This is a genomic window from Aquabacterium sp., from assembly GCF_044226965.1.
In the GTDB taxonomy this organism is placed as follows: Bacteria; Pseudomonadota; Gammaproteobacteria; order Burkholderiales; family Burkholderiaceae_C; genus Pseudaquabacterium.
Window position 1 is genome coordinate 35,544 of the sequence record NZ_JBGAGA010000040.1, and the last position, 18,148, is coordinate 53,691.

General features: G+C 68.5%; 13 protein-coding genes and 1 pseudogene. 7 read left to right on the top strand and 7 right to left on the bottom strand.

The genetic code is table 11. From position 1 onward, the window contains the following. Positions 1-11 precede the first annotated feature (11 nt). Positions 12-2,009 carry a hypothetical protein gene (locus ACILR4_RS17885; protein ID WP_395702220.1) on the bottom strand — a complete coding sequence of 666 codons (1,998 nt, stop codon included), beginning with the start codon at positions 2,007-2,009 and terminating at the stop codon, positions 12-14. Positions 2,010-2,220: 211 nt separating this feature from the next. On the opposite strand from ACILR4_RS17885, the gene ACILR4_RS17890 reads away from it, so the two are divergent. Continuing rightward, positions 2,221-3,195 (top strand): 1-acyl-sn-glycerol-3-phosphate acyltransferase, encoded by a 975-nt coding sequence (locus ACILR4_RS17890; RefSeq protein WP_395702221.1) that lies wholly within the window; start codon positions 2,221-2,223, stop codon positions 3,193-3,195. A 32-nt stretch (positions 3,196-3,227) separates the two neighbouring features. On the opposite strand, the gene ACILR4_RS17895 is transcribed toward ACILR4_RS17890, so the two are convergent. The 4 genes and pseudogenes from ACILR4_RS17895 to dnaA all read right to left on the bottom strand — a co-directional run bounded on the left by ACILR4_RS17895 (position 3,228) and on the right by dnaA (position 9,794). Then, positions 3,228-4,373: a DUF3883 domain-containing protein gene (locus ACILR4_RS17895; protein WP_395702222.1), complete on the bottom strand. Its 1,146-nt coding sequence runs from the start codon at positions 4,371-4,373 to the stop codon at positions 3,228-3,230. 22 nt (positions 4,374-4,395) lie between these two features. Next, positions 4,396-6,849 (bottom strand): annotated as a pseudogene (gyrB, locus tag ACILR4_RS17900) (DNA topoisomerase (ATP-hydrolyzing) subunit B); the annotation flags it as partial. 169 nt (positions 6,850-7,018) lie between these two features. Further along, positions 7,019-8,125, bottom strand: a complete 1,107-nt coding sequence (gene dnaN / locus ACILR4_RS17905; RefSeq protein ID WP_395702224.1) for a DNA polymerase III subunit beta — start codon at positions 8,123-8,125, stop codon at positions 7,019-7,021. Positions 8,126-8,351: 226 nt separating this feature from the next. Further along, positions 8,352-9,794 (bottom strand): chromosomal replication initiator protein DnaA, encoded by a 1,443-nt coding sequence (gene dnaA, locus ACILR4_RS17910; RefSeq protein ID WP_395702225.1) that lies wholly within the window; start codon positions 9,792-9,794, stop codon positions 8,352-8,354. Positions 9,795-10,062: 268 nt separating this feature from the next. Between dnaA and rpmH the strand changes: the two genes are divergently transcribed. The 5 genes from rpmH to mnmE all read left to right on the top strand — a co-directional run bounded on the left by rpmH (position 10,063) and on the right by mnmE (position 14,369). Continuing rightward, the gene (gene rpmH, locus ACILR4_RS17915) at positions 10,063-10,200 is read left to right on the top strand and encodes a 50S ribosomal protein L34 (RefSeq protein ID WP_395702226.1); all 138 of its coding nucleotides are present in this window, start codon (positions 10,063-10,065) and stop codon (positions 10,198-10,200) included. A 34-nt stretch (positions 10,201-10,234) separates the two neighbouring features. After that, on the top strand, positions 10,235-10,699 hold the full coding sequence (locus ACILR4_RS17920) for a ribonuclease P protein component (protein WP_395702232.1): 465 nt from the start codon (positions 10,235-10,237) through the stop codon (positions 10,697-10,699). 30 nt (positions 10,700-10,729) lie between these two features. After that, the gene (gene yidD, locus ACILR4_RS17925; RefSeq protein WP_395702233.1) at positions 10,730-10,996 is read left to right on the top strand and encodes a membrane protein insertion efficiency factor YidD; all 267 of its coding nucleotides are present in this window, start codon (positions 10,730-10,732) and stop codon (positions 10,994-10,996) included. After that, entirely contained in the window at positions 10,993-12,678 is a 1,686-nt protein-coding gene (yidC, locus tag ACILR4_RS17930) for a membrane protein insertase YidC (RefSeq protein ID WP_395702227.1), read from the top strand. Before yidD ends, yidC begins: the two co-directional genes overlap by 4 nt. A 275-nt stretch (positions 12,679-12,953) precedes the next feature. Continuing rightward, entirely contained in the window at positions 12,954-14,369 is a 1,416-nt protein-coding gene (gene mnmE, locus ACILR4_RS17935; RefSeq protein ID WP_395702228.1) for a tRNA uridine-5-carboxymethylaminomethyl(34) synthesis GTPase MnmE, read from the top strand. 52 nt (positions 14,370-14,421) lie between these two features. On the opposite strand, the gene ACILR4_RS17940 is transcribed toward mnmE, so the two are convergent. Both ACILR4_RS17940 and ACILR4_RS17945 read right to left on the bottom strand, forming a co-directional pair. Beyond that, on the bottom strand, positions 14,422-15,435 hold the full coding sequence (locus tag ACILR4_RS17940) for a Gfo/Idh/MocA family protein (RefSeq protein WP_395702229.1): 1,014 nt from the start codon (positions 15,433-15,435) through the stop codon (positions 14,422-14,424). Between the two features lie 8 nt (positions 15,436-15,443). Beyond that, positions 15,444-17,441 (bottom strand): cation:proton antiporter, encoded by a 1,998-nt coding sequence (locus ACILR4_RS17945; protein ID WP_395702230.1) that lies wholly within the window; start codon positions 17,439-17,441, stop codon positions 15,444-15,446. Positions 17,442-17,559: 118 nt separating this feature from the next. Between ACILR4_RS17945 and ACILR4_RS17950 the strand changes: the two genes are divergently transcribed. Further along, on the top strand, positions 17,560-18,148 hold a 589-nt coding region (locus ACILR4_RS17950), incomplete at its 3' end, for an SIS domain-containing protein (RefSeq protein WP_395702231.1).

Here is an 18,148-nt window from a genome sequence, read left to right on the forward strand (position 1 = left end):
CCGGCCCCGGCCTACTTGCAGGCGGGCGCGCTGGTGACCGGCGTGCCGTTGACCGTCATCGTGCCCTGCATCTCCTTGCCCGGCACCAGCGTGATGACCACCGCCTCGCCGCCGACACCGGTGGACACCAGCGTGCCGGACAGGTAGTTGCCGTCGTCATCGGTGACGATGGGCTTGGTGGTCGTCAGGTCGTAGTAGCCGGTGGAGCGGTAGCCGCGGCCGCTCATCGTGGACTGCTCGCCGCCGCTGGCATTGGTGAAGCTGGTCACCGTGTAGCCGGTCTGCCGGTAGGTCTTGGCGCTCAGGTCGTTGCGGATCTGCAGCTCGGCGATCTGCATGCGGTCGGGCTTGGACTCCGTGGCATCGCCACCCGGCACACCGGGCGTGCTGAGGTAGCCCAGCACCGTCACCAGCTGCGAACCGATGGTCTTGCCGCTGCCGTCCTTGTTGACCATCGAGATGCCGGCCGGTGAGCTGGCCTCGTACTTCGTGCGCACCGGCCCGCTGCTGCCCGGGCCGGTGGTCTCGACGAAGGACCAGCTGCCGTTCAGCACCGTGGTGGCGCCGGTGTCCGCATCCTGGCTGCAGTAGTTCTCCCAGCGCATCGTGGCGGTGGTCACGCCATTCGCGTTCGCGTAGCTCGGGTAGGTCTGCCGACCGCCGCATTCGCCCAGCTGGTCGGCCGGCTTGGTCGCGCCATAGGCCAGCGCCCGCTGGCGCGGCCGCGCGGCCGCCGCCGCCGCGATGCGCGCGGCCTGGCGCAGTGCCAGTGCCTGACGCGCATAAGACGCGGCACTGGGGCCGAAGGCCTTGGGCGTGCCGCCCGGGCTGCAGATCGGCAGCACATAGGAGTAATCGGCCACCATGCGCTCGGCCGACGCGACGTCCAGCGTGGCCTGCCCGGGCGACAGTGGCGCACCGTTCATCGTGCCGGACTTCAGTTCCACCCGCTGCTGCAGCACCGACGCGGCATCGCGCGTCTCGATGCGCGCCGGGATGCCGCTACCCACGATGTTCCAGCGCGTGGTGACCGTCGCGCCGCCCACCGGCACTTCGCGGTAGCGGCAGGTGTCGTAGCTGCGGCCCTGCACGGTGACGGACTCGCGGGCCTCGAAGCGGTAGGTCGTCGAGCGGGTGCTCGCCACCGCCGGCAGCGTGGGGTTCAGCTGCGTCGTGCTCATCGACGCGGTCTTCGTCAGCGCCTGCCCCGGCTGCAGTGTGAACTCGCTGTTCTGCAGCGCGGGGTCGAACACCACGCGCGTGGTCGGGCCACTGCCGCTGGTGCTGGTGTCGGTGCCCAGCGTGCGCACCAGGCCGCCATTGCCGGCCTGCAGGTAGGTCTTCACGCTGCCGGCGACGGGGGTCGAACCGATGGCCGTGGTGCTGGTCATCATCACCACCGCCTGGCCCTGGAAGGTGCTCGGTCCGTCGACCACCACGGTGCCGGTGAACTCATCCGTCGACGCCGCCGGCACGAAGGTGTTGCGCACGTAGGTGGTCACCAGGCGCGAGCCGGCCAGCAGCGCTTCGTTCTGCGGCATCGTGCAGGCGTTGGCCGGGCCGCTGCGGCCGCAGTCGATCAGCGCGCACACCAGCTCGGCATAGTTCTGCACCTTGCCGAAGTTCGTCAGCACCTGGTTGGTGAACGGGCCCAGGCCCCAGGCCTCGCCGTTGGCCACCGCCAGGTAGTTGCCGTTGGCGTAGCCCTGGCCGGTGAAGGTCTTGCCCTGGTAGACGATGCCGCTGAAGGGGGCCGGCACGCCGGGGAACAGCTCCGGATAGGTCAGCTGCGCCCAGGCGAACACCTGGTCGTTGGTGATGCTGCTGCTGGTGGCCGCCGCGGCCGCGGCACCGGGCGCCAGCGGCCGGGCCTGCGCATCGACGTTGCGGATCGCAGCGACGAACTTCTCGCCAGCGCCACGCGAGGGATCGTCGCCACAGGCAAGCAGCACGGCCGCGGCCAGCAGCGACAGCGCCAGGGGGAACGAAGAGGAGGAAGACTCGGACATGGCGGGCTCGTAGTGAACTCGACGATCGGACAGGCAGGCCCGGCGTTGGCATTGGGCTTGATCAACCGGCCTCGTCGAGGGCCGGCTGACACTTACATGCTCTTACCGACCCGGGCCACCCACATTGACTCCACGCAACAGCTTCGCAGTTCGATGGTCCGGCCGATTCGCCGCAGGCCTGCCACTGCCGCCGCGCTGGTGTCGCAGGCTGGTGCTGCACCCGCTGCTGTGGCTGCTGGGGCTGGTGCTGTTCGTCACCGCGATGCCGATCGCGCTGGCGCTGGCGGCGCTGCTGTCCGTCGCCTGGCCCGGACCGCGCCGCGGCTTGCGGCTGCTGGCCTTCGGCTGGCTCTACCTGGGCCTGGAACTGCTGGTGATGCCGATCGCCCTGGCCAGCTGGCTGGCCAGCGGCCTGGGCCGCCGGCTGCAGCGGCCCGCCTTCGTCGCGTTCCACTACCGGCTGTTCGCCACCGTGATCGGCCTGCTGGTGCGCTGCGGGTCGAGCCTCTTCACGCTCACCGTGCGGCGCCAGCCGCTGCAGCTGCCCGACGACCAGCGACCGCTGCTGGTGCTGAGCCGCCATGCCGGGCCCGGCGATTCGATGCTGATGATCCACGAGCTGTTCACGGTGGCCCGCCGCCGCCCGCGCATCGTGCTGAAGCACACGCTGCAGTGGGACCCGATGATCGACCTCGTCTTCCATCGGCTGCCGATGCGCTTCGTCGACCCCGCGGCGCCGCAGCCGCGCGGCCAGCGCGCCGGCATCGCCGAACTCGCACGGACCATGGGAGCCGGCGACGCGCTGCTGATCTTTCCCGAAGGCCGCAACGTCAACCCGCGCCGGCGCCACCGCGCCATCGAGCGGCTGCGCCGGGCCGGCCGCGAACAGGCCGCGCGGCGCGCCGAGCGCATCCGCCACCTGATGCCGCCCCGCGCACTGGGCCTGCAGGCCGCGCTGGCCGCCCGGCCCGACCTGGACGTGGCCGTGGTGGCGCACGCCGGCCTCGACGACCTGCATACGGTGCCCGCGCTCTGGCGCGCGGTGGCGCGCGAGAAGACCCTGCACCGGGCCTGGCGCACGCTGCCGGCCGCCTGTGTGCCGCGCGACCGGCGCGGCCAGGCGGATTGGGCCTTGGCCGAATGGGAGCGGATGGATGCGTGGGTGGGGGCGCAGCGGGCGGCCTGACGGGCGGCGGGCCGGGCTGAGCTTTGACGCGCTTAGAAGCTAGCGCGGAAAGTGGTGGGATCGAGCGTGCAATGACGCTCGATCGGACCTGCCAACTCGAACAGGCGCGGCGAAGATCTGAAGTCGAACAAGCGGTACAGCCGAAACTGGGCGCTGCGATCACGGGCCACGCGAACTTCATTGGCCGAGACGAAGAATGGCGTCCGCTCGCCAAAGCTGGTGGTCTTGACCTCGATCAGGCGCTCACTCCCATCCACTTCGAAGGAGCGAATGTCGTAGCCCAAGCCATCCCCCTGCGTAGCGGACACATGCTCCACCTGGTCGGCCAGTTGAGCAACGCCCAGCTCACGCAATCGCCACCGTTCGAAGTCCATCGCAAAGTCTTCACCAGCACGTCCGAGCGATCGGTTCTGCGATTCCCGTTCAAGATAGTCGCGCTTGATCGGCGTCGGTCCGTAGTGCGAAGGTCGCTCGCTGGCGAGCGCGACGCGTTGTGGCGCATCGGCTCGAACACGATGGAAGTCGACCACAGGCGGCCGCTCTGCCGGCCGCTGCACTGCCGAATACGCCGCTTCATCAAGCACGCGATGCCGGATCACCTGCTCAGCGACCACGCTGGTCAGCAGACTCCGTTGAAAGTTGACGCGCGGCTTGTAGCCCCGGAGATACGGGAAGCCCATCTCGAGCATGACCGCGCTGATGTTGGCGTGCTTGAACTCAACTGAGCCGGCAGAACGATTGCGAAGCTGGGCCAGCAAGCGTGCACGGTGCGCAGACTTGTTGTACCGCTGACCCGCCAGCTCCAGCGTGAGCATCGACAGATAGTCCGCGACGATGAGTTCCACCTCATCGCGCGACCAGTCCTCGCCGGACGAGGCCGTGCCGGCGCGAATCACGCGAAAGCCTAGCGCTTGAAGCAACGGCGCCACCGTCGCATCCCCGCCGGAGAAATCTTCGGAACGCAAGGGGCCCGACTCGGGAAACTGGTAGCCGACTGCGACTCCCGCGATGGCCTTTGAATCCGCTTGGATCCCCGTCAACGGGTCAATCACAAAGTAGAGACGCGAGGGGCCAAATCCGTACCGCGTCAGAAAGGCCTCCCGACCGAGCCGCCTGAACTCATCCAGCGCAGCTTGAACCGCCACTGCGCTGTCGAGGTCCGCGAGTCGGCGCTTCATGGGCGACGCGGGCGGGCCAGCCTTAGACGTCGATATTCGCCGCCCGCAGCGCGTTGCTCTCGATGAAATCCCGGCGCGGCTCGACCTCGTCGCCCATCAGCATCGTGAACACCCGGTCGGCCTCGATCGCGTCCTCGATCTGCACGCGCAGCAACCGGCGGACGTTGGGGTCCATCGTGGTTTCCCACAGCTGCTCGGGGTTCATCTCGCCCAGGCCCTTGTAGCGCTGGCGGCCGACGGCGCTTTCGGCCTGGGCCATCAGCCAGGCCATCGCGGCGCGGAAGTCGGCAACCTTCTGTTCCTTCATGCGCTCGCCTTCGCCGCGGCGCACGATGGCCTCGGCGCCCAGCAGGTCCTTGAAGGTGACGCCGGCTTCCTTCAGCGCGGCGTAGTCGGCGCCGTGCACGAAGTCCTGCGTGATGACGCTGGACTTGATGTTGCCGTGGTGGCGGCGGCTGATGCGCAGCAGGTGCTTGTCGGTGCGTTCGTCGAACTGCGCCTCGACTTCGGCGTCGTGCAGCGCGGCCTGCATGGCCACCGCGCTGGCCTCGGCCTGCGCGGCGCCGTCCAGGTCCAGCGTCAGGCCGTTGGCGATGGCGCGCAGCGCCTCCAGGTCCATCCAGTTGCCCAGCCGGTCGATCACGTGATTGGCCAGCACGTACTTGCGCGCCAGGCCCTCGAGCGTGTCGCCGCTCAGCGCGGGGCGACCGCCGGCGGCGCCATCGGGCAGCACGGCGGCGCTGTCCAGGGCTACCTTCAGCAGGTAGGCATCCAGCTCGTGGCCGTCCTTCAGGTACTGCTCCTGCTTGCCGACCTTCACCTTGTACAGCGGCGGCTGCGCGATGTAGATGTGGCCGCGCTCCACCAGCGTGGGCATCTGGCGGTAGAAGAAGGTCAGCAGCAGCGTGCGGATGTGGGCGCCGTCCACGTCCGCGTCGGTCATGATGATGATGCGGTGGTAGCGCAGCTTGTCGGCATTGAAGTCCTCGCTGCCGATGCCGGTGCCCAAAGCGGTGATCAGCGTCAGGATCGCGTCGCTGGACAAGAGCTTCTCGTAGCGCGCCTTCTCGACGTTGAGGATCTTGCCCCGCAGCGGCAGGATCGCCTGGAACTTGCGGTCGCGGCCCTGCTTGGCCGAGCCACCGGCGGAGTCACCCTCGACGATGTAGATCTCGCACAGCGCGGGGTCCTTCTCCTGGCAATCGGCCAGCTTGCCGGGCAGGCCCATGCCGTCGAGCACGCCCTTGCGGCGCGTCATCTCGCGTGCCTTGCGAGCAGCCTCACGGGCGCGTGCGGCCTCGACGATCTTGCCGCAGATGGTCTTGGCATCCAGCGGGTTCTCCAGCAGCCAGTCGGTCAGCAGCTTGGAGACGATTTCCTCCACAGGGCCGCGTACTTCGGACGATACGAGCTTGTCCTTGGTCTGGCTGGAGAACTTGGGCTCGGGCACCTTCACGCTGATGACGCAGGCCAGGCCTTCGCGCATGTCGTCGCCGGCGATCTCGACCTTGGCCTTCTTGGCCAGCTCGTTGTCTTCGATGTACTTGTTGATGACCCGCGTCATCGCCGCGCGCAGGCCGGTCAGGTGGGTGCCGCCGTCACGCTGCGGGATGTTGTTGGTGAAGCACAGCACGCTCTCGTTGTAGCCGTCGTTCCACTGCATCGCCACTTCGACGCCGACGTTGGTGTTCTGCTCGCTGAGCTTGTCGCCCATGGCATGGAAGATGTTCGGGTGCAGCACCTTCTTGCCCTGGTTGATGAACTCGACGAAGCCCTTCACGCCACCGGCGAACGCGAAGTTGTCTTCCTTGGCATTGCGCTCGTCGACCAGGCGGATCTTCACGCCGTTGTTCAGGAACGAGAGCTCGCGCAGGCGCTTGGCCAGCACGTCGTAGTGGAAGTCGATGTTGGAGAAGATCTCTTCGTCGGGCAGGAAGTGCACTTCGGTGCCGCGCTTCTCGGTCTCGCCAGTGACCTTCATCGGGCTGACTTCGAAACCATCGCGGACCTCGAGCACCCGGTCCTGCGGCACGCCCCGGACGAACTCGATGAAGTGGACCTGGCCTTCGCGGCGCACCGTCAGGCGCAGCCACTTGCTCAGTGCGTTGACGCACGAGACCCCCACGCCGTGCAGGCCGCCGGACACCTTGTAGCTGTTCTGGTTGAACTTGCCCCCGGCGTGCAGCTCGGTCAGCGCGATCTCGGCCGCCGAGCGCTTGGGCTCGTGCTTGTCGTCCATCTTCACGCCGGTGGGAATGCCGCGGCCGTTGTCGATGACGGAGATCGAGTTGTCGGAATGGATCGTGACGATGATGTCGTCGCAGAAGCCGGCCAATGCCTCGTCGATCGAGTTGTCGACCACCTCGAACACCAGGTGGTGCAGGCCGGTGCCGTCGGACGTATCGCCGATGTACATGCCCGGCCGCTTGCGCACGGCCTCCAGGCCTTCGAGGATCTGGATGCTGCCCTCGCCATAGCCGGTGTCGACGGGCTTCGGATCGGGACTGTTGGAATCGCTCATGAACCACTTTCATCGGCGCCCGCGGGGACGCCGTATTCGTCAAGCAGACACCACGGAACCGGCTCTGCCGGGCCGTTGGCGTCCGCCCCCTCGGGGGGAGGCGCCGAAGGCGCTCCGGGGGGTCCTAAATCCTCATCGGCATGACCACGTACTTGAAGCCGGTCTGCTCGGGCACGGTGATCAGCGCGCTGGAGTTGCTGTCCTGCAGCTCGACCCTCACCATGTCCTGGCTGATGTTGGCCAGCACGTCCATCAGGTAGGTGACGTTGAAGCCGATCTCGATCGCATCGCCGTTGTAGTCGATCTCGATCTCTTCCTTGGCCTCTTCCTGCTCGGAGTTGCTGGAGGCGATGCGCATCAGCCCGGGCTCGAGGTTGACCCGCACGCCCTTGAACTTCTCGCTGGTCAGGATGGCCGCGCGCTGCAGGCTGGCCAGCAGCGGCTGGCGGCCCAGGATGACCGCGTTCTTGTGGTTCTTCGGGATCACGCGGTTGTAGTCGGGGAACTTGCCCTCGACCAGCTTGGTGACGAACTCCATGCCCGAGAACGCGAACTTGGCCTGGTTGCCGGCGAAGCGCATCTCGATCGGGGTGTCCTCGTCCTTCAGCAGCCGCTGCAGCTCGAGCACGGTCTTGCGCGGCAGGATCACCTCCTGCTTCGGGATCTCGTTCTCCAGCGTGGCCTGGGCCAGGCCCAGGCGGTGGCCGTCGGTGGCCACCAGCGTCAGCGTCTTGCCTTCGGCGACGAACAGGATGCCGTTCAGGTAATAACGGATATCGTGCACGGCCATCGCGAAGTGCACCTGGTTGATCAGCATCTTCAGCGTCTTCTGCGGCACCGCAAAGCTGGGGCCGAAGTCCACCGCCTCGTTGACCAGCGGGAAGTCGTCGGCCGGCAGGGTCTGCAGCGTGAAGCGACTCTTGCCGCCGGTCAGCGTCAGCTTGGACTGCGCGGCGGTGAGCGTCACCAGCTGGTCCGACGGCAGGGTGCGCAGGATGTCGATCAGCTTGCGCGCACCGACGGTGGTGGCGAAGTTGCCGGCGTCGCCCCCCAGCTCAGCCTGGGTGCGCACCTGGATCTCGAGGTCGCTGGTGGTCAGCTCGATGTCGCCGCCGGTCTTGCGCAGCAGCACGTTGGCCAGGATCGGCAGCGTGTGCCGGCGCTCCACGATGCCCGCCACCGATTGCAGCGCGTCGAGCAGTTTTTGTTGTGGAGCTTTCAGAACAATCATGTCTTCCTCTTTGAACTTGGTGGTTCTAGTAGGGGGCCGCTCGGGCTGTGGAGAACGCTATTTTCGCCTGCAATTTCAAGGGTTTAGCCGGGCATGAACCCTGTGGGCGGCAGGCCTGGAACGAGGCTGGCTGACCGATAACAAGTCGGCGCCGGCAGCAGGGCCTGTGGATGACGGGGCGGTTGTTCGAAACTTCTCCACAGGGTTGCGCGCAGGGTGCCCGGCATCAGCCTTTGAGGGTTTGTTCCAGCACATGCAGCTGCTGGTTCAGCTCGGTGTCCTTGGTGCGGTCGCCGCCGATCTTGCGCACCGCATGCAGCACGGTGGTGTGGTCGCGGCCGCCGAACAGCTCGCCGATCTCGGGCAGGCTTTTCTGCGTCAGCTCCTTGGCCAGGTACATCGCGATCTGCCGCGGCTTGGCGATCGAGGCCGGCCGCTTCTTCGAGTACATGTCGGCGACCTTGATCTTGTAGAAGTCGGCCACCGTCTTCTGGATGTTCTCGACCGAGATCTGCCGGTTCTGGATCGACAGCAGGTCCTTCAGCGCCTCGCGCGCCAGGCCGATGTTGATCTCCTTGTGCGAGAAGCGGCTGTAGGCCAGCACCTTGCGCAGCGCGCCTTCGAGCTCGCGCACGTTGGCGCGCACGTTCTTGGCGACGAAGAAGGCCACGTCCTCGGGCATCGTCGCCCCCTCGGACTGCGCCTTGCGGATCAGGATCGCGACCCGCATCTCGAGCTCGGGCGGCTCGATCGCCACCGTGAGCCCGGCGTCGAAGCGACTGGTCAGCCGCTCGTCGATGTCGACCAGCCCCTTGGGATAGGTGTCGCTGGTCATGATGATGTGTGCCCGCTTGGCCAGCAGCGCCTCGAAGGCGTTGAAGAACTCTTCCTGCGTGCGGTCCTTGCCGGCGAAGAACTGCACGTCGTCGATCAGCAGCAGGTCCAGGCTGTGGTACTTGGCCTTCAGCTCGTCGAAGGTCTTGCGCTGGTAGTTCTTGACGACGTCGGAGATGAACTGCTCGGCATGCAGGTACAGCACGCGGGCATCGGGCTTGTCCTTCAGCAGCGCATTGCCGACCGCATGAATCAGATGCGTCTTGCCCAGGCCGACGCCGCCATAGATGAACAAGGGGTTGTACATGACCCCCGGCGCGCCGGCGACATGCAGCGCGGCGGTGCGGGCCATCTGGTTGGCGCGACCGGCGACCAGCGTGTCGAAGGTCAGCGCGGTGTTCAGCCGATGGCTGTGGGCGGCCGGCGGCAGGTGGCCGTTGATCGCGCCGGCGCTGGCCATCGGCGTCGCGCCGCTGGGCCGCACGCTGGTGGAAGCCGCCAGCGCCTGGCCGTTCAGCAGCGCGGCGGCACGCACGGGCTGGTTGGCCGGCAGCGCGCCGCGCGCCGGCAGCGGCTCGCGGGGCGCCAGCACCAGTTCCAGCCGCACCGGCTTGCCGGCCAGGTCGCTGAGGACACCTTCGATGCGGTGGGCGTACTGCGAGCGGATCCAGTCCAGCTTGAAGCGGTTGGGCACGCGCACCGACGCCACCGCGCCCTCGTCGCCATCGTCGGTGATGTCGGCGGCGGGCAGTGGCCGGATCCAGGTGTTGAATTGCTGTTCGGGCAATTCGATCGCGAGGCGCTCGCAACCGCGCTGCCAGAGGTCTAGGCTCATTGTGGACAAGTTCTTCTCAGAGCGGCGGCATTGTAGGCCCCCGTGGCCGCCAGGACCGCTGTTATCCACAGTTTGAAGCCCAGGGTCAAGCCCCGCGCCAGCCCACAGCTTGTGGTGCAAGTGTTTGACCCTAAAGGGGCTTTTTGCTCTAATAGTGGGTTTCCCCAACGCCCTAAAAAGGCAAGAAGCGACCCAAAGCTTCCGGGGAGTTCCAAGCCTGGGCTCGATCCTTGGATCCTTGAGTCAGGCACCCCCCGAAGGAAATCATATGAAGCGCACCTACCAGCCGTCCAAAGTCCGCCGTGCCCGTACGCACGGTTTTCTCGTTCGCATGAAGACCCGTGGCGGCCGTGCAGTGATCTCGGCGCGCCGCGCCAAGGGTCGCAAGCGCCTGTCGCAGGTCTGACCCGCGCCCCGGGGCTGACGCCACGTTGCCGGACATGGTCGGTCGCATCGTGCGGACGGCCGATTTCGAGAGCGTGCTGGCCCAGGCGCCGCGTTCGCGCAGTGCCCACTTTGCCGTCCATCACCTGGCGGCAAAGCCCTCGGTGCCGCCGCGAAAAGCCCCGGCCAAGGCAGTTATCAGCCAGTTATCCACAGTCGGTGCACCAATTGGTCCACAGTCTGTGGATGACTTGCCGGTGGCAGCGCCGCAGGGCTGGTGGCTTGGCACCGTGGTGCCCAAGCGCCACGCCCGTCGTGCCGTGACCCGCAACCTGCTGAAGCGCCAGATGCGCGCGGTGATGGCGGCCCAGGCCCAGGGCCTGCCGGCAGGCCTGTGGGTCCTGCGCTTGAAGGCGGGCTTCGATGCCCGCCAGTTCCCGAGCCCGGCTTCGCAGCCGCTGCGCCACTGTGTGCGCGATGAACTGCAGGCCTTGCTGCAGCGCGCCGCCGCGGCGCGCTGAGCGGCCGCCCCTGCCGTGATCGAAACGCTGATGCACCTGCCGCAAGCCCTGCTGACAGGGCTGGTGCGCGGCTATCGCTTTTTTCTCAAGCCCTGGCTTGGCAACGCCTGCCGATTCGAGCCCACCTGCTCGGCCTATGCCCTGCAGGCGCTCGATCGCCACGGCGCCGCGGTCGGCAGCTACCTGATGGTCACGCGCATCCTGCGCTGCCACCCCTGGTGCGACGGCGGCTGTGATCCGGTGCCGGACCAGCCGCCCCGCCTGTTCTCCCGCCTGCTCTCGAAGACCCGCCCATGACCGATATGCGCCGCACCATCCTCTGGGTGGTGTTCTCCGCCTCGCTCGTCCTGTTGTGGGACGCCTGGAACAAGTACAACGGCCACCCGTCGATGTTCAGCCCCGCGCCGGCCCGGACGGCGGCGGCAGGCGCCTCGCCCGCCGCCTCGGGCGTGCCGGCCGCGGCTGGCACCGCCGCCACGGCCGGCGCTGCCGCCACGCCGGCGGCCAGCCCGTCGGCCGCTGGCGAACTGGTGGTCATCAGCACCGATGTGCTGAAGGCCACGTTCAACAGCATCGGCGGCCAGCTGGTGCGGCTGGAGCTGCTGAAGTACCACGATGCCGACGACCCGAAGCGCAACATGCTGCTCTTCGACAACACGGCGGGCAACGAATACCTGGCCCAGACCGGCCTGGTCACCCAGCAGGCCGGCGTGCAGCTGCCGAACCACCTGACGCCGATGACCGTGGCGCCGGGCGAGCGCACGCTGAAGGCCGGCGACAAGGAGCTGAGCCTGAGCTTCGAGTCGCCCGACCAGGGCGGCGTGCGGCTGATCAAGACCTTCACCTTCCAGCCCGGCAGCTACACGATCGCGGTGAAACACGAGCTGCGCAACGGCTCGTCGGCGGTGATCAAGCCCGAGCTCTACCTGCAGCTCGCGCGCCATGGCCAGGTGCCGGCCAGCAGCATGTTCATGGCGCCCAGCGCCTTCACCGGCCCGGCGCTGTACACCGAGGCCGGCAAGTACCGCAAGTTCGACTTCAAGGAACTCGACAAGGAAAAGGCCGAGCGCGACAAGAAGGGCGAGGCCTTCCACACGGTCGAGAAGGCCAACGACGGCTGGATCGCGATGGTCCAGCATTACTTCAACTCGGCCTGGCTGGTGAACAAGCCTGGCGCGCGCGAGTTCCGCACCGACAAGCCCGGCAGCAACCTGTACTCGATCGCGATGGTGCTGCCCCTGGGTGAGCTGGCGGCCGACGGCAAGCTGGTGCACGAGGCCACGCTGTTCGCCGGTCCGCAGGAGGAGAAGAAGCTCGCCGCGCTGGCGCCCAACCTCGAACTGGTGAAGGACTACGGCATCTTCGCGATCATCGCCAAGCCCTTGTTCTGGCTGCTCGATGCGCTGCACGGCCTGCTGCACAACTGGGGCTGGGCCATCGTCGCGCTGGTGGTGCTGCTGAAGATCGCGTTCTACTGGCTCAATGCCAGCGCCTACCGCTCGATGGCCAAGATGAAGGCCATCAACCCGCGGGTGATGGAGCTGCGCGAGCGCTACAAGGACAAGCCGCAGCAGATGCAGCAGGAGATGATGCGCATCTACCGCGAGGAGAAGGTCAACCCGATCGGCGGCTGCCTGCCGATCTTCGTGCAGATGCCCTTCTTCATTGCGCTGTACTGGGTGCTGCTGTCGACCGTCGAGATGCGCGATGCGCCGTGGATCGGCTGGATCCACGACCTGTCGACGAAAGACCCGCTGTACATCCTGCCGCTGCTGATGACGGCCTCGACGATGTTCCAGACCTGGCTGAACCCGACACCGGCCGATCCGGTGCAGGCCAAGATGATGTGGATCATGCCGCTGATGTTCAGCGTGATGTTCTTCTTCTTCCCGTCCGGCCTGGTGCTGTACTGGTTGACGAACAACATCCTGGGCATTGCGCAGCAGTGGTTCATCAACCGGCAGATCGGCGCCAGGTGAAGGCACGCGGCAACGCGTGACAAGCGGCACGGCCGGGGCATCGCCCTCCCCAGGCGGGGGGTTGAATCCGGGCCCCGCCGGCCGAAGATGCGGCTACCGATCAATGCGGGGACCCCTGGTGTGCCCAACACCGGCCTTGGGGCGTGTCACCGAGCGGGCCACGCGGCCTGCCCGACGCTCCACCCCGCGCCAACGGCGCCGACCCGCCGGCCCCACGCCGTGCCGGCGGGTCGCGCAGCGAAGCCCCGTCTGGCCCGCTGGGCCAGAATGCCGCGGTGACCCTGCCCCGCCACCATGAGCCGATCGTCGCGATTGCCACCGCGCCGGGCCGTGGCGCGGTGGGCATCGTGCGGGTCTCGGCCGGCGTCGCGCTGCAGCCGCTGATCCATGCGCTGTGCGGCCGGGTGCTGCAGCCGCGCCATGCGCACTACGGTCCCTTGCTGGCCGCCGACGGCCAGGCCATCGACCAGGGCCTGGCGCTGCACTTTCCGGCCCCGCAGTCCTACACCGGCGAGCATGTGCTGGAGCTGCAGGCGCATGGTGGCCCGGTGCTGCTGCAGCTGCTGCTGGCGCGCTGCCTGGAAGCCGCGGCCGAAGCCGATCCGGCCACCGGCCGCCCGCGCCTGCCGGGCCTGCGCCTGGCGGGCCCGGGCGAATTCACCGAGCGCGCGTTCCTGAACGACAAGCTCGACCTGGCTCAGGCCGAGGCGGTCGCCGACCTGATCGAGGCCAGCACCGAAGCCGCGGCGCGCTCGGCCGGGCGCTCGCTGTCAGGTGCCTTCTCGCGCGAGGTCGATGGCCTGCGCGAGCGCATCGTGCGGCTGCGCATGCTGGTCGAGGCGACGCTCGACTTTCCCGAGGAAGAGATCGACTTCCTCGAGAAGGCCGATGCCCGCGGCCAGCTCGACGCGCTGGTGCTTTCAGTCGACCGCGTGCTCGACCAGGCGCGCCAGGGGGCGCTGCTGCGCGAAGGCCTGCAGGTGGTGCTGGCCGGCCAGCCCAACGTCGGCAAGAGCTCGCTGCTGAACGCGCTGGCCGGTGCCGAGCTGGCGATCGTCACGCCGATTCCGGGCACCACGCGCGACAAGGTCAGCGAGACGATCCAGATCCACGGCGTGCCGCTGCATGTCATCGACACCGCGGGCCTGCGCGAGAGCACGCAGGACGAGGTCGAGCGCATCGGCATCGCGCGCAGCTGGGACGCGATCGGGCAGGCCGACGCCGTGATCTTCCTGCACGACCTGACGCGCCGCGGCCAGCCCGACTACGAAGCCGCCGAGCTCGCGATCGCCGAGCGCCTGCACCTCGACGATCCGCAGCGCATCCTGCACGTGCACAACAAGGCCGACGCCGTGACGCCGGGGCCGCCGCTGCGCGAGCAGGGTCTCGTGCTGTCGGCCCGCAGTGGCGAAGGCCTGGCCGCGCTGCGCCAGGCCCTGCTCGAGCGGGCCGGCTGGCACGCAGCGCCCGAAGGCGTGTTCACGGCCCGCAAGCGCCATGTGCAGGCCTTGCAGCGCAGCCGCGCACACCTGCAGGCCGCCCAGGTCCACGCCGCGGCCGCCGACGCCGCGCTGGACCTGCTGGCCGAGGAACTGCGCCTGGCACACGACGCGCTGGCCGAGATCACCGGCGCCTTCACCAGCGACGACCTGTTGGGCGAGATCTTCAGCCGTTTCTGCATCGGCAAGTGAGTCGCCACCGGGCCCGCAGCCCGGGGCAGCGCTGGCGGGCCCGGGCCCGGGCTCAGGCCGTGGCCAGGTTCACAGCCCGCCCCTCGCGGGCGCTGCGCAGCAGCGCCTCGAGCGTGGCCATGTTCTGCAGGCTGAGCGCCTCGTCCTCGCGGTCGCGCTGCAGGGCCGGCAGCGCCACCTGACGCGCAAAGTGCTCGGCCTCGCAGCGGAAGCCGTTGGCCAGCGCATAGGGCTCGTCCTGCGCCACGCTGTCCCAGCCCGCACCGCGGCGCACGCGCAGGCAACCCGGGCGCGCCACGCTGGTGTGGTTCAGGTAGTCGGTCTCGATCACGCCCTGGTTGCCGACCACCAGCGCCAGGCGCTGGGGTGCGGTATCCATCGCGCAGCCGATCTGCGCCACCGCGCCGTTGGCATAGTGCACCGTGCCGGTCAGCGCCATGTCGACGCCGCTGTCGCCCCAGCGCGCCTGGGCCAGCACCGATACCGGCACAGCCCCGGCCGCCAGCCGCGCGAAGCTCACCGCATAGCAACCCGCGTCCAGCAGCGCGCCGCCGCCCAGCGCGGGGTCGAGCCGGATGTTCGGCCCCTCGCGCAGCGAGAAGCCGAAGTAGGCCTGGATCATCCGCACCTGGCCGATCGCGCCTTCGGCCAGCAGCTGGCGCAGGCGCAAGGTCTGCGGCTGGTAGCGGTACGGAAAGGCCTCCAGCAGCACCAGACCGCTTTCGCGCGCCAGCGCGAACAGCGGCTCGGCCTCGGCGCGGGTCAGCGTCAGCGGTTTCTCGCACAGCACATGCTTGCCGGCCTTCAGCGCAGCCTCGGTCCAGGCCGCATGCAGGCTGTTGGGCAAGGGGTTGTAGATCGCGTCGATCGCCGGATCGGCCAGCAGGTCTTCATAGCGCGCATGGCTGCGCGCGATGCCGTGGCGTGCCGCGAAGGCACCGGCAGCCTCCGCATTGCGGCTGGCCACCGCGTCGATGCGCACGCCGCGCGCGTCGGCAAGGCCCTCGGCAAATCCGTGGGCGATGTTGGCGGTGCTCAGTATGCCCAGGCGCAGCACTTCGGTCATAGCGATCGTCATCCTTTCAACAGTTTCTCTTCGGCCAGCGCCAGCGGCTCGGGCAGGCCGCTGATCACCAGCGTGTCGCCGGCGGCCAGCACCAGGCCGTCGTGGCCGTCGACGACGCGGCCCGAGGCCTGGCGCACCGACACCACCTGCACGCCCACTGCGTGCAGGGCCAGGTCGGACAGCTTGCGGCCCAGGCAGGCCGCCGCCACCGGCAGCGCAACGGTCGACAGCCGGGCCTGCTGCAGCTCTTCCACCGTGTCGTCGTCGGTGCCGTGGAAGTAGCCACGCAGCAGGCTGTAGCGCGCATCGCGTGCGTCACGCGTCAGCCGGATCACGCGGCGCATCGGCACGCCCACCAGCGCCAGGGTCTGCGCGGCCATCATCAGCGAGCCTTCAATGGCCTCGGGCACCACCTCGGTGGCGCCGGCGTCGCGCAGCTTCTCGAGGTCGGTGTCGTCGATGGTGCGCACGATCACCGGCACGCGCGGCGCATGCTCGCGCACCAGGTGCAGGATCTTCAGCGCCGATGCGGTGTCGTGGTAGCTCACCACCACCGCGCTGGCGCGCGCCAGGCCGGCGGCCATCAGGCTGGGCAGGCGGGCGGCGTCGCCGAACACCACGCTCTGGCCGGCCGCGGCGGCCTGACGCACGCGGTCGGGGTCGAGGTCCAGCGCCATGTAGGGGATGCGTTCCTGGTCGAGCAGGCGCGCCAGGTTCTGGCCGCTGCGGCCATAGCCCGCGATGATCACGTGGGCCTCGGTCTTGATCGACTTCTTCGCGATCGAGGTCAGCTGCACCGATTGCAGCAGCCATTCGCCGGCATGCAGCTTCATCACGATGCGGTTGCTGTACATCACGACAAAGGGCGTGGCCAGCATCGACAGCACCATGCTGGCCAGCACCGGGCTCATCCAGCGCTGCGAGATCAGGCCCTCGTCGGCGCCCAGCGTCAGCAGCACGAATCCGAATTCGCCGGCCTGCGCCAGGTACAGGCCGGTGCGGATGGCCACGCCTGGCGTGGCGCGAAAGCCCAGCGCCAGCAGCGCCACCAGCGCGGCCTTGGCCACCACCGGCAGGGTCGTCAGCAGCAGCACCAGCAGCCACTGGTCCCACACCGGGCGCCAGTCCAGCTTCATGCCGATGGTGATGAAGAACAGCCCCAGCAGCACGTCGTGGAAGGGCCGGATGTCGGTCTCCACCTGGTGCTTGTATTCGGTCTCGGCGATCAGCATGCCGGCGATGAAGGCGCCCAGCGCCAGCGACAGGCCGGCATGCTCGGTCAGCCAGGCCAGGCCCAGCGTGACCAGCAGCAGGTTCAGGATGAACAGCTCTTCGCTCTTGCGCCGTGCCACCAGCGTGAGCCACCAGCGCATCACGCGCTGGCCGCCGACCAGCAGGATGGTCAGCAGCACCACCGCCTTCAGCAAGGCGAACGAGAGGGTCCGCACCATGTCGCCGCCGCTGTCGCCCAGAGCGGGAATCAGCACCAGCAGCGGCACCACCGCCAGGTCCTGGAACAGCAGCACGCCCATCACGCGGCGGCCATGCTCGGTCTCGAGCTCGAGCCGCTCGGCCATCAGCTTGACGACGATGGCAGTGGACGACATCGCCATGGCCGCCCCGAGCGCGATGGCGCCCTGCCACGACAGCTCCCACTGCCGGCCCAGCCAGGCGAAGGCCAGCGTCAGCAGCGTGTTGCCCAGCACGGCGCCGGCAATCGTGAAGCCCACCTGCGACAGGCCCAGCCCGAACACCAGCGTGCGCATGCTGCGCAGCTTGGGCAGGTTGAACTCCAGCCCGATCACGAACATCAGGAACACCACGCCGAACTCGGCGAGGTACTTGATGCCAGCCGAGTCGCTGGCCAGCGACAGCGCGTTCGGCCCGATCAGCACGCCGACGGCCAGGTAGCCGAGCATCGGCGGCAGCTTCAGCAGCCGGCAGGCGACCACGCCGAGCACGGCGGCCACCAGGTACAACAGGGCCAGTTCGAGAGTCGATGCCATCGCGGGGGGCGGGAGAGAGGGCCCGGTCGGAGAGGCCAGGCACGCGGCGGGCCTGCCTCCTAGAATGCCCGATCCTAAGCGACGCGGCCGCCCCCGATGCGGCCGCCACGGGCGCTCGATGAGCACTGCCGTTCCGTTCGATGCCCAGCGTGCGCTGGCGCTGGCCGCACAGACCTTCGAGATCGAGGCTGCGGCACTGCAAGGCCTGGCCGCGCGCCAGGGCGAGGGCTTCACGCGCGCCGTCGAGGCCATGCTGCGCTGCCGCGGCCGCGTGGTGGTGATGGGCATGGGCAAGAGCGGCCATGTCGGTCGCAAGATCGCCGCGACGCTGGCCTCCACCGGCACCCCGGCCTTCTTCGTGCACCCGGCCGAGGCCAGCCACGGCGACCTGGGCATGGTGACGCCCGGCGACGTGGTGCTGGCGATTTCCAACAGTGGCGAGAGCGACGAGCTCGCCGCCATCCTGCCGACCTTGCGGCGCCTGGGCATCACGCTGGTGGCGATGACCGGCAAGCCGGGCTCGACGCTGGCCCGCCACGCCGACATGGTGGTCTCCAGCGCGGTCGACCAGGAGGCCTGCCCGCTGAACCTGGCGCCCACCGCCAGCACCACCGCGCAGATGGCGCTGGGGGATGCGCTGGCCGTGGCGCTGCTCGACGCGCGCGGCTTCCGCGAGGAGGACTTCGCGCGCTCGCACCCTGGCGGCT

Excerpts from the sequence above, each read along its gene's own strand:
- dnaN (WP_395702224.1), bottom strand. The coding sequence starts at position 8,125 with ATGATTGTTCTGAAAGCTCCACAACAAAAACTGCTCGACGCGCTGCAA.
- rpmH (WP_395702226.1), top strand. The coding sequence starts at position 10,063 with ATGAAGCGCACCTACCAGCCGTCCAAAGTCCGCCGTGCCCGTACGCAC.
- ACILR4_RS17945 (WP_395702230.1), bottom strand. The coding sequence starts at position 17,441 with ATGGCATCGACTCTCGAACTGGCCCTGTTGTACCTGGTGGCCGCCGTG.
- ACILR4_RS17920 (WP_395702232.1), top strand. The coding sequence starts at position 10,235 with ATGGTCGGTCGCATCGTGCGGACGGCCGATTTCGAGAGCGTGCTGGCC.
- yidD (WP_395702233.1), top strand. The coding sequence starts at position 10,730 with ATGCACCTGCCGCAAGCCCTGCTGACAGGGCTGGTGCGCGGCTATCGC.
- ACILR4_RS17940 (WP_395702229.1), bottom strand. The coding sequence starts at position 15,435 with ATGACCGAAGTGCTGCGCCTGGGCATACTGAGCACCGCCAACATCGCC.
- ACILR4_RS17895 (WP_395702222.1), bottom strand. The coding sequence starts at position 4,373 with ATGAAGCGCCGACTCGCGGACCTCGACAGCGCAGTGGCGGTTCAAGCT.
- dnaA (WP_395702225.1), bottom strand. The coding sequence starts at position 9,794 with ATGAGCCTAGACCTCTGGCAGCGCGGTTGCGAGCGCCTCGCGATCGAA.
- yidC (WP_395702227.1), top strand. The coding sequence starts at position 10,993 with ATGACCGATATGCGCCGCACCATCCTCTGGGTGGTGTTCTCCGCCTCG.
- ACILR4_RS17885 (WP_395702220.1), bottom strand. The coding sequence starts at position 2,009 with ATGTCCGAGTCTTCCTCCTCTTCGTTCCCCCTGGCGCTGTCGCTGCTG.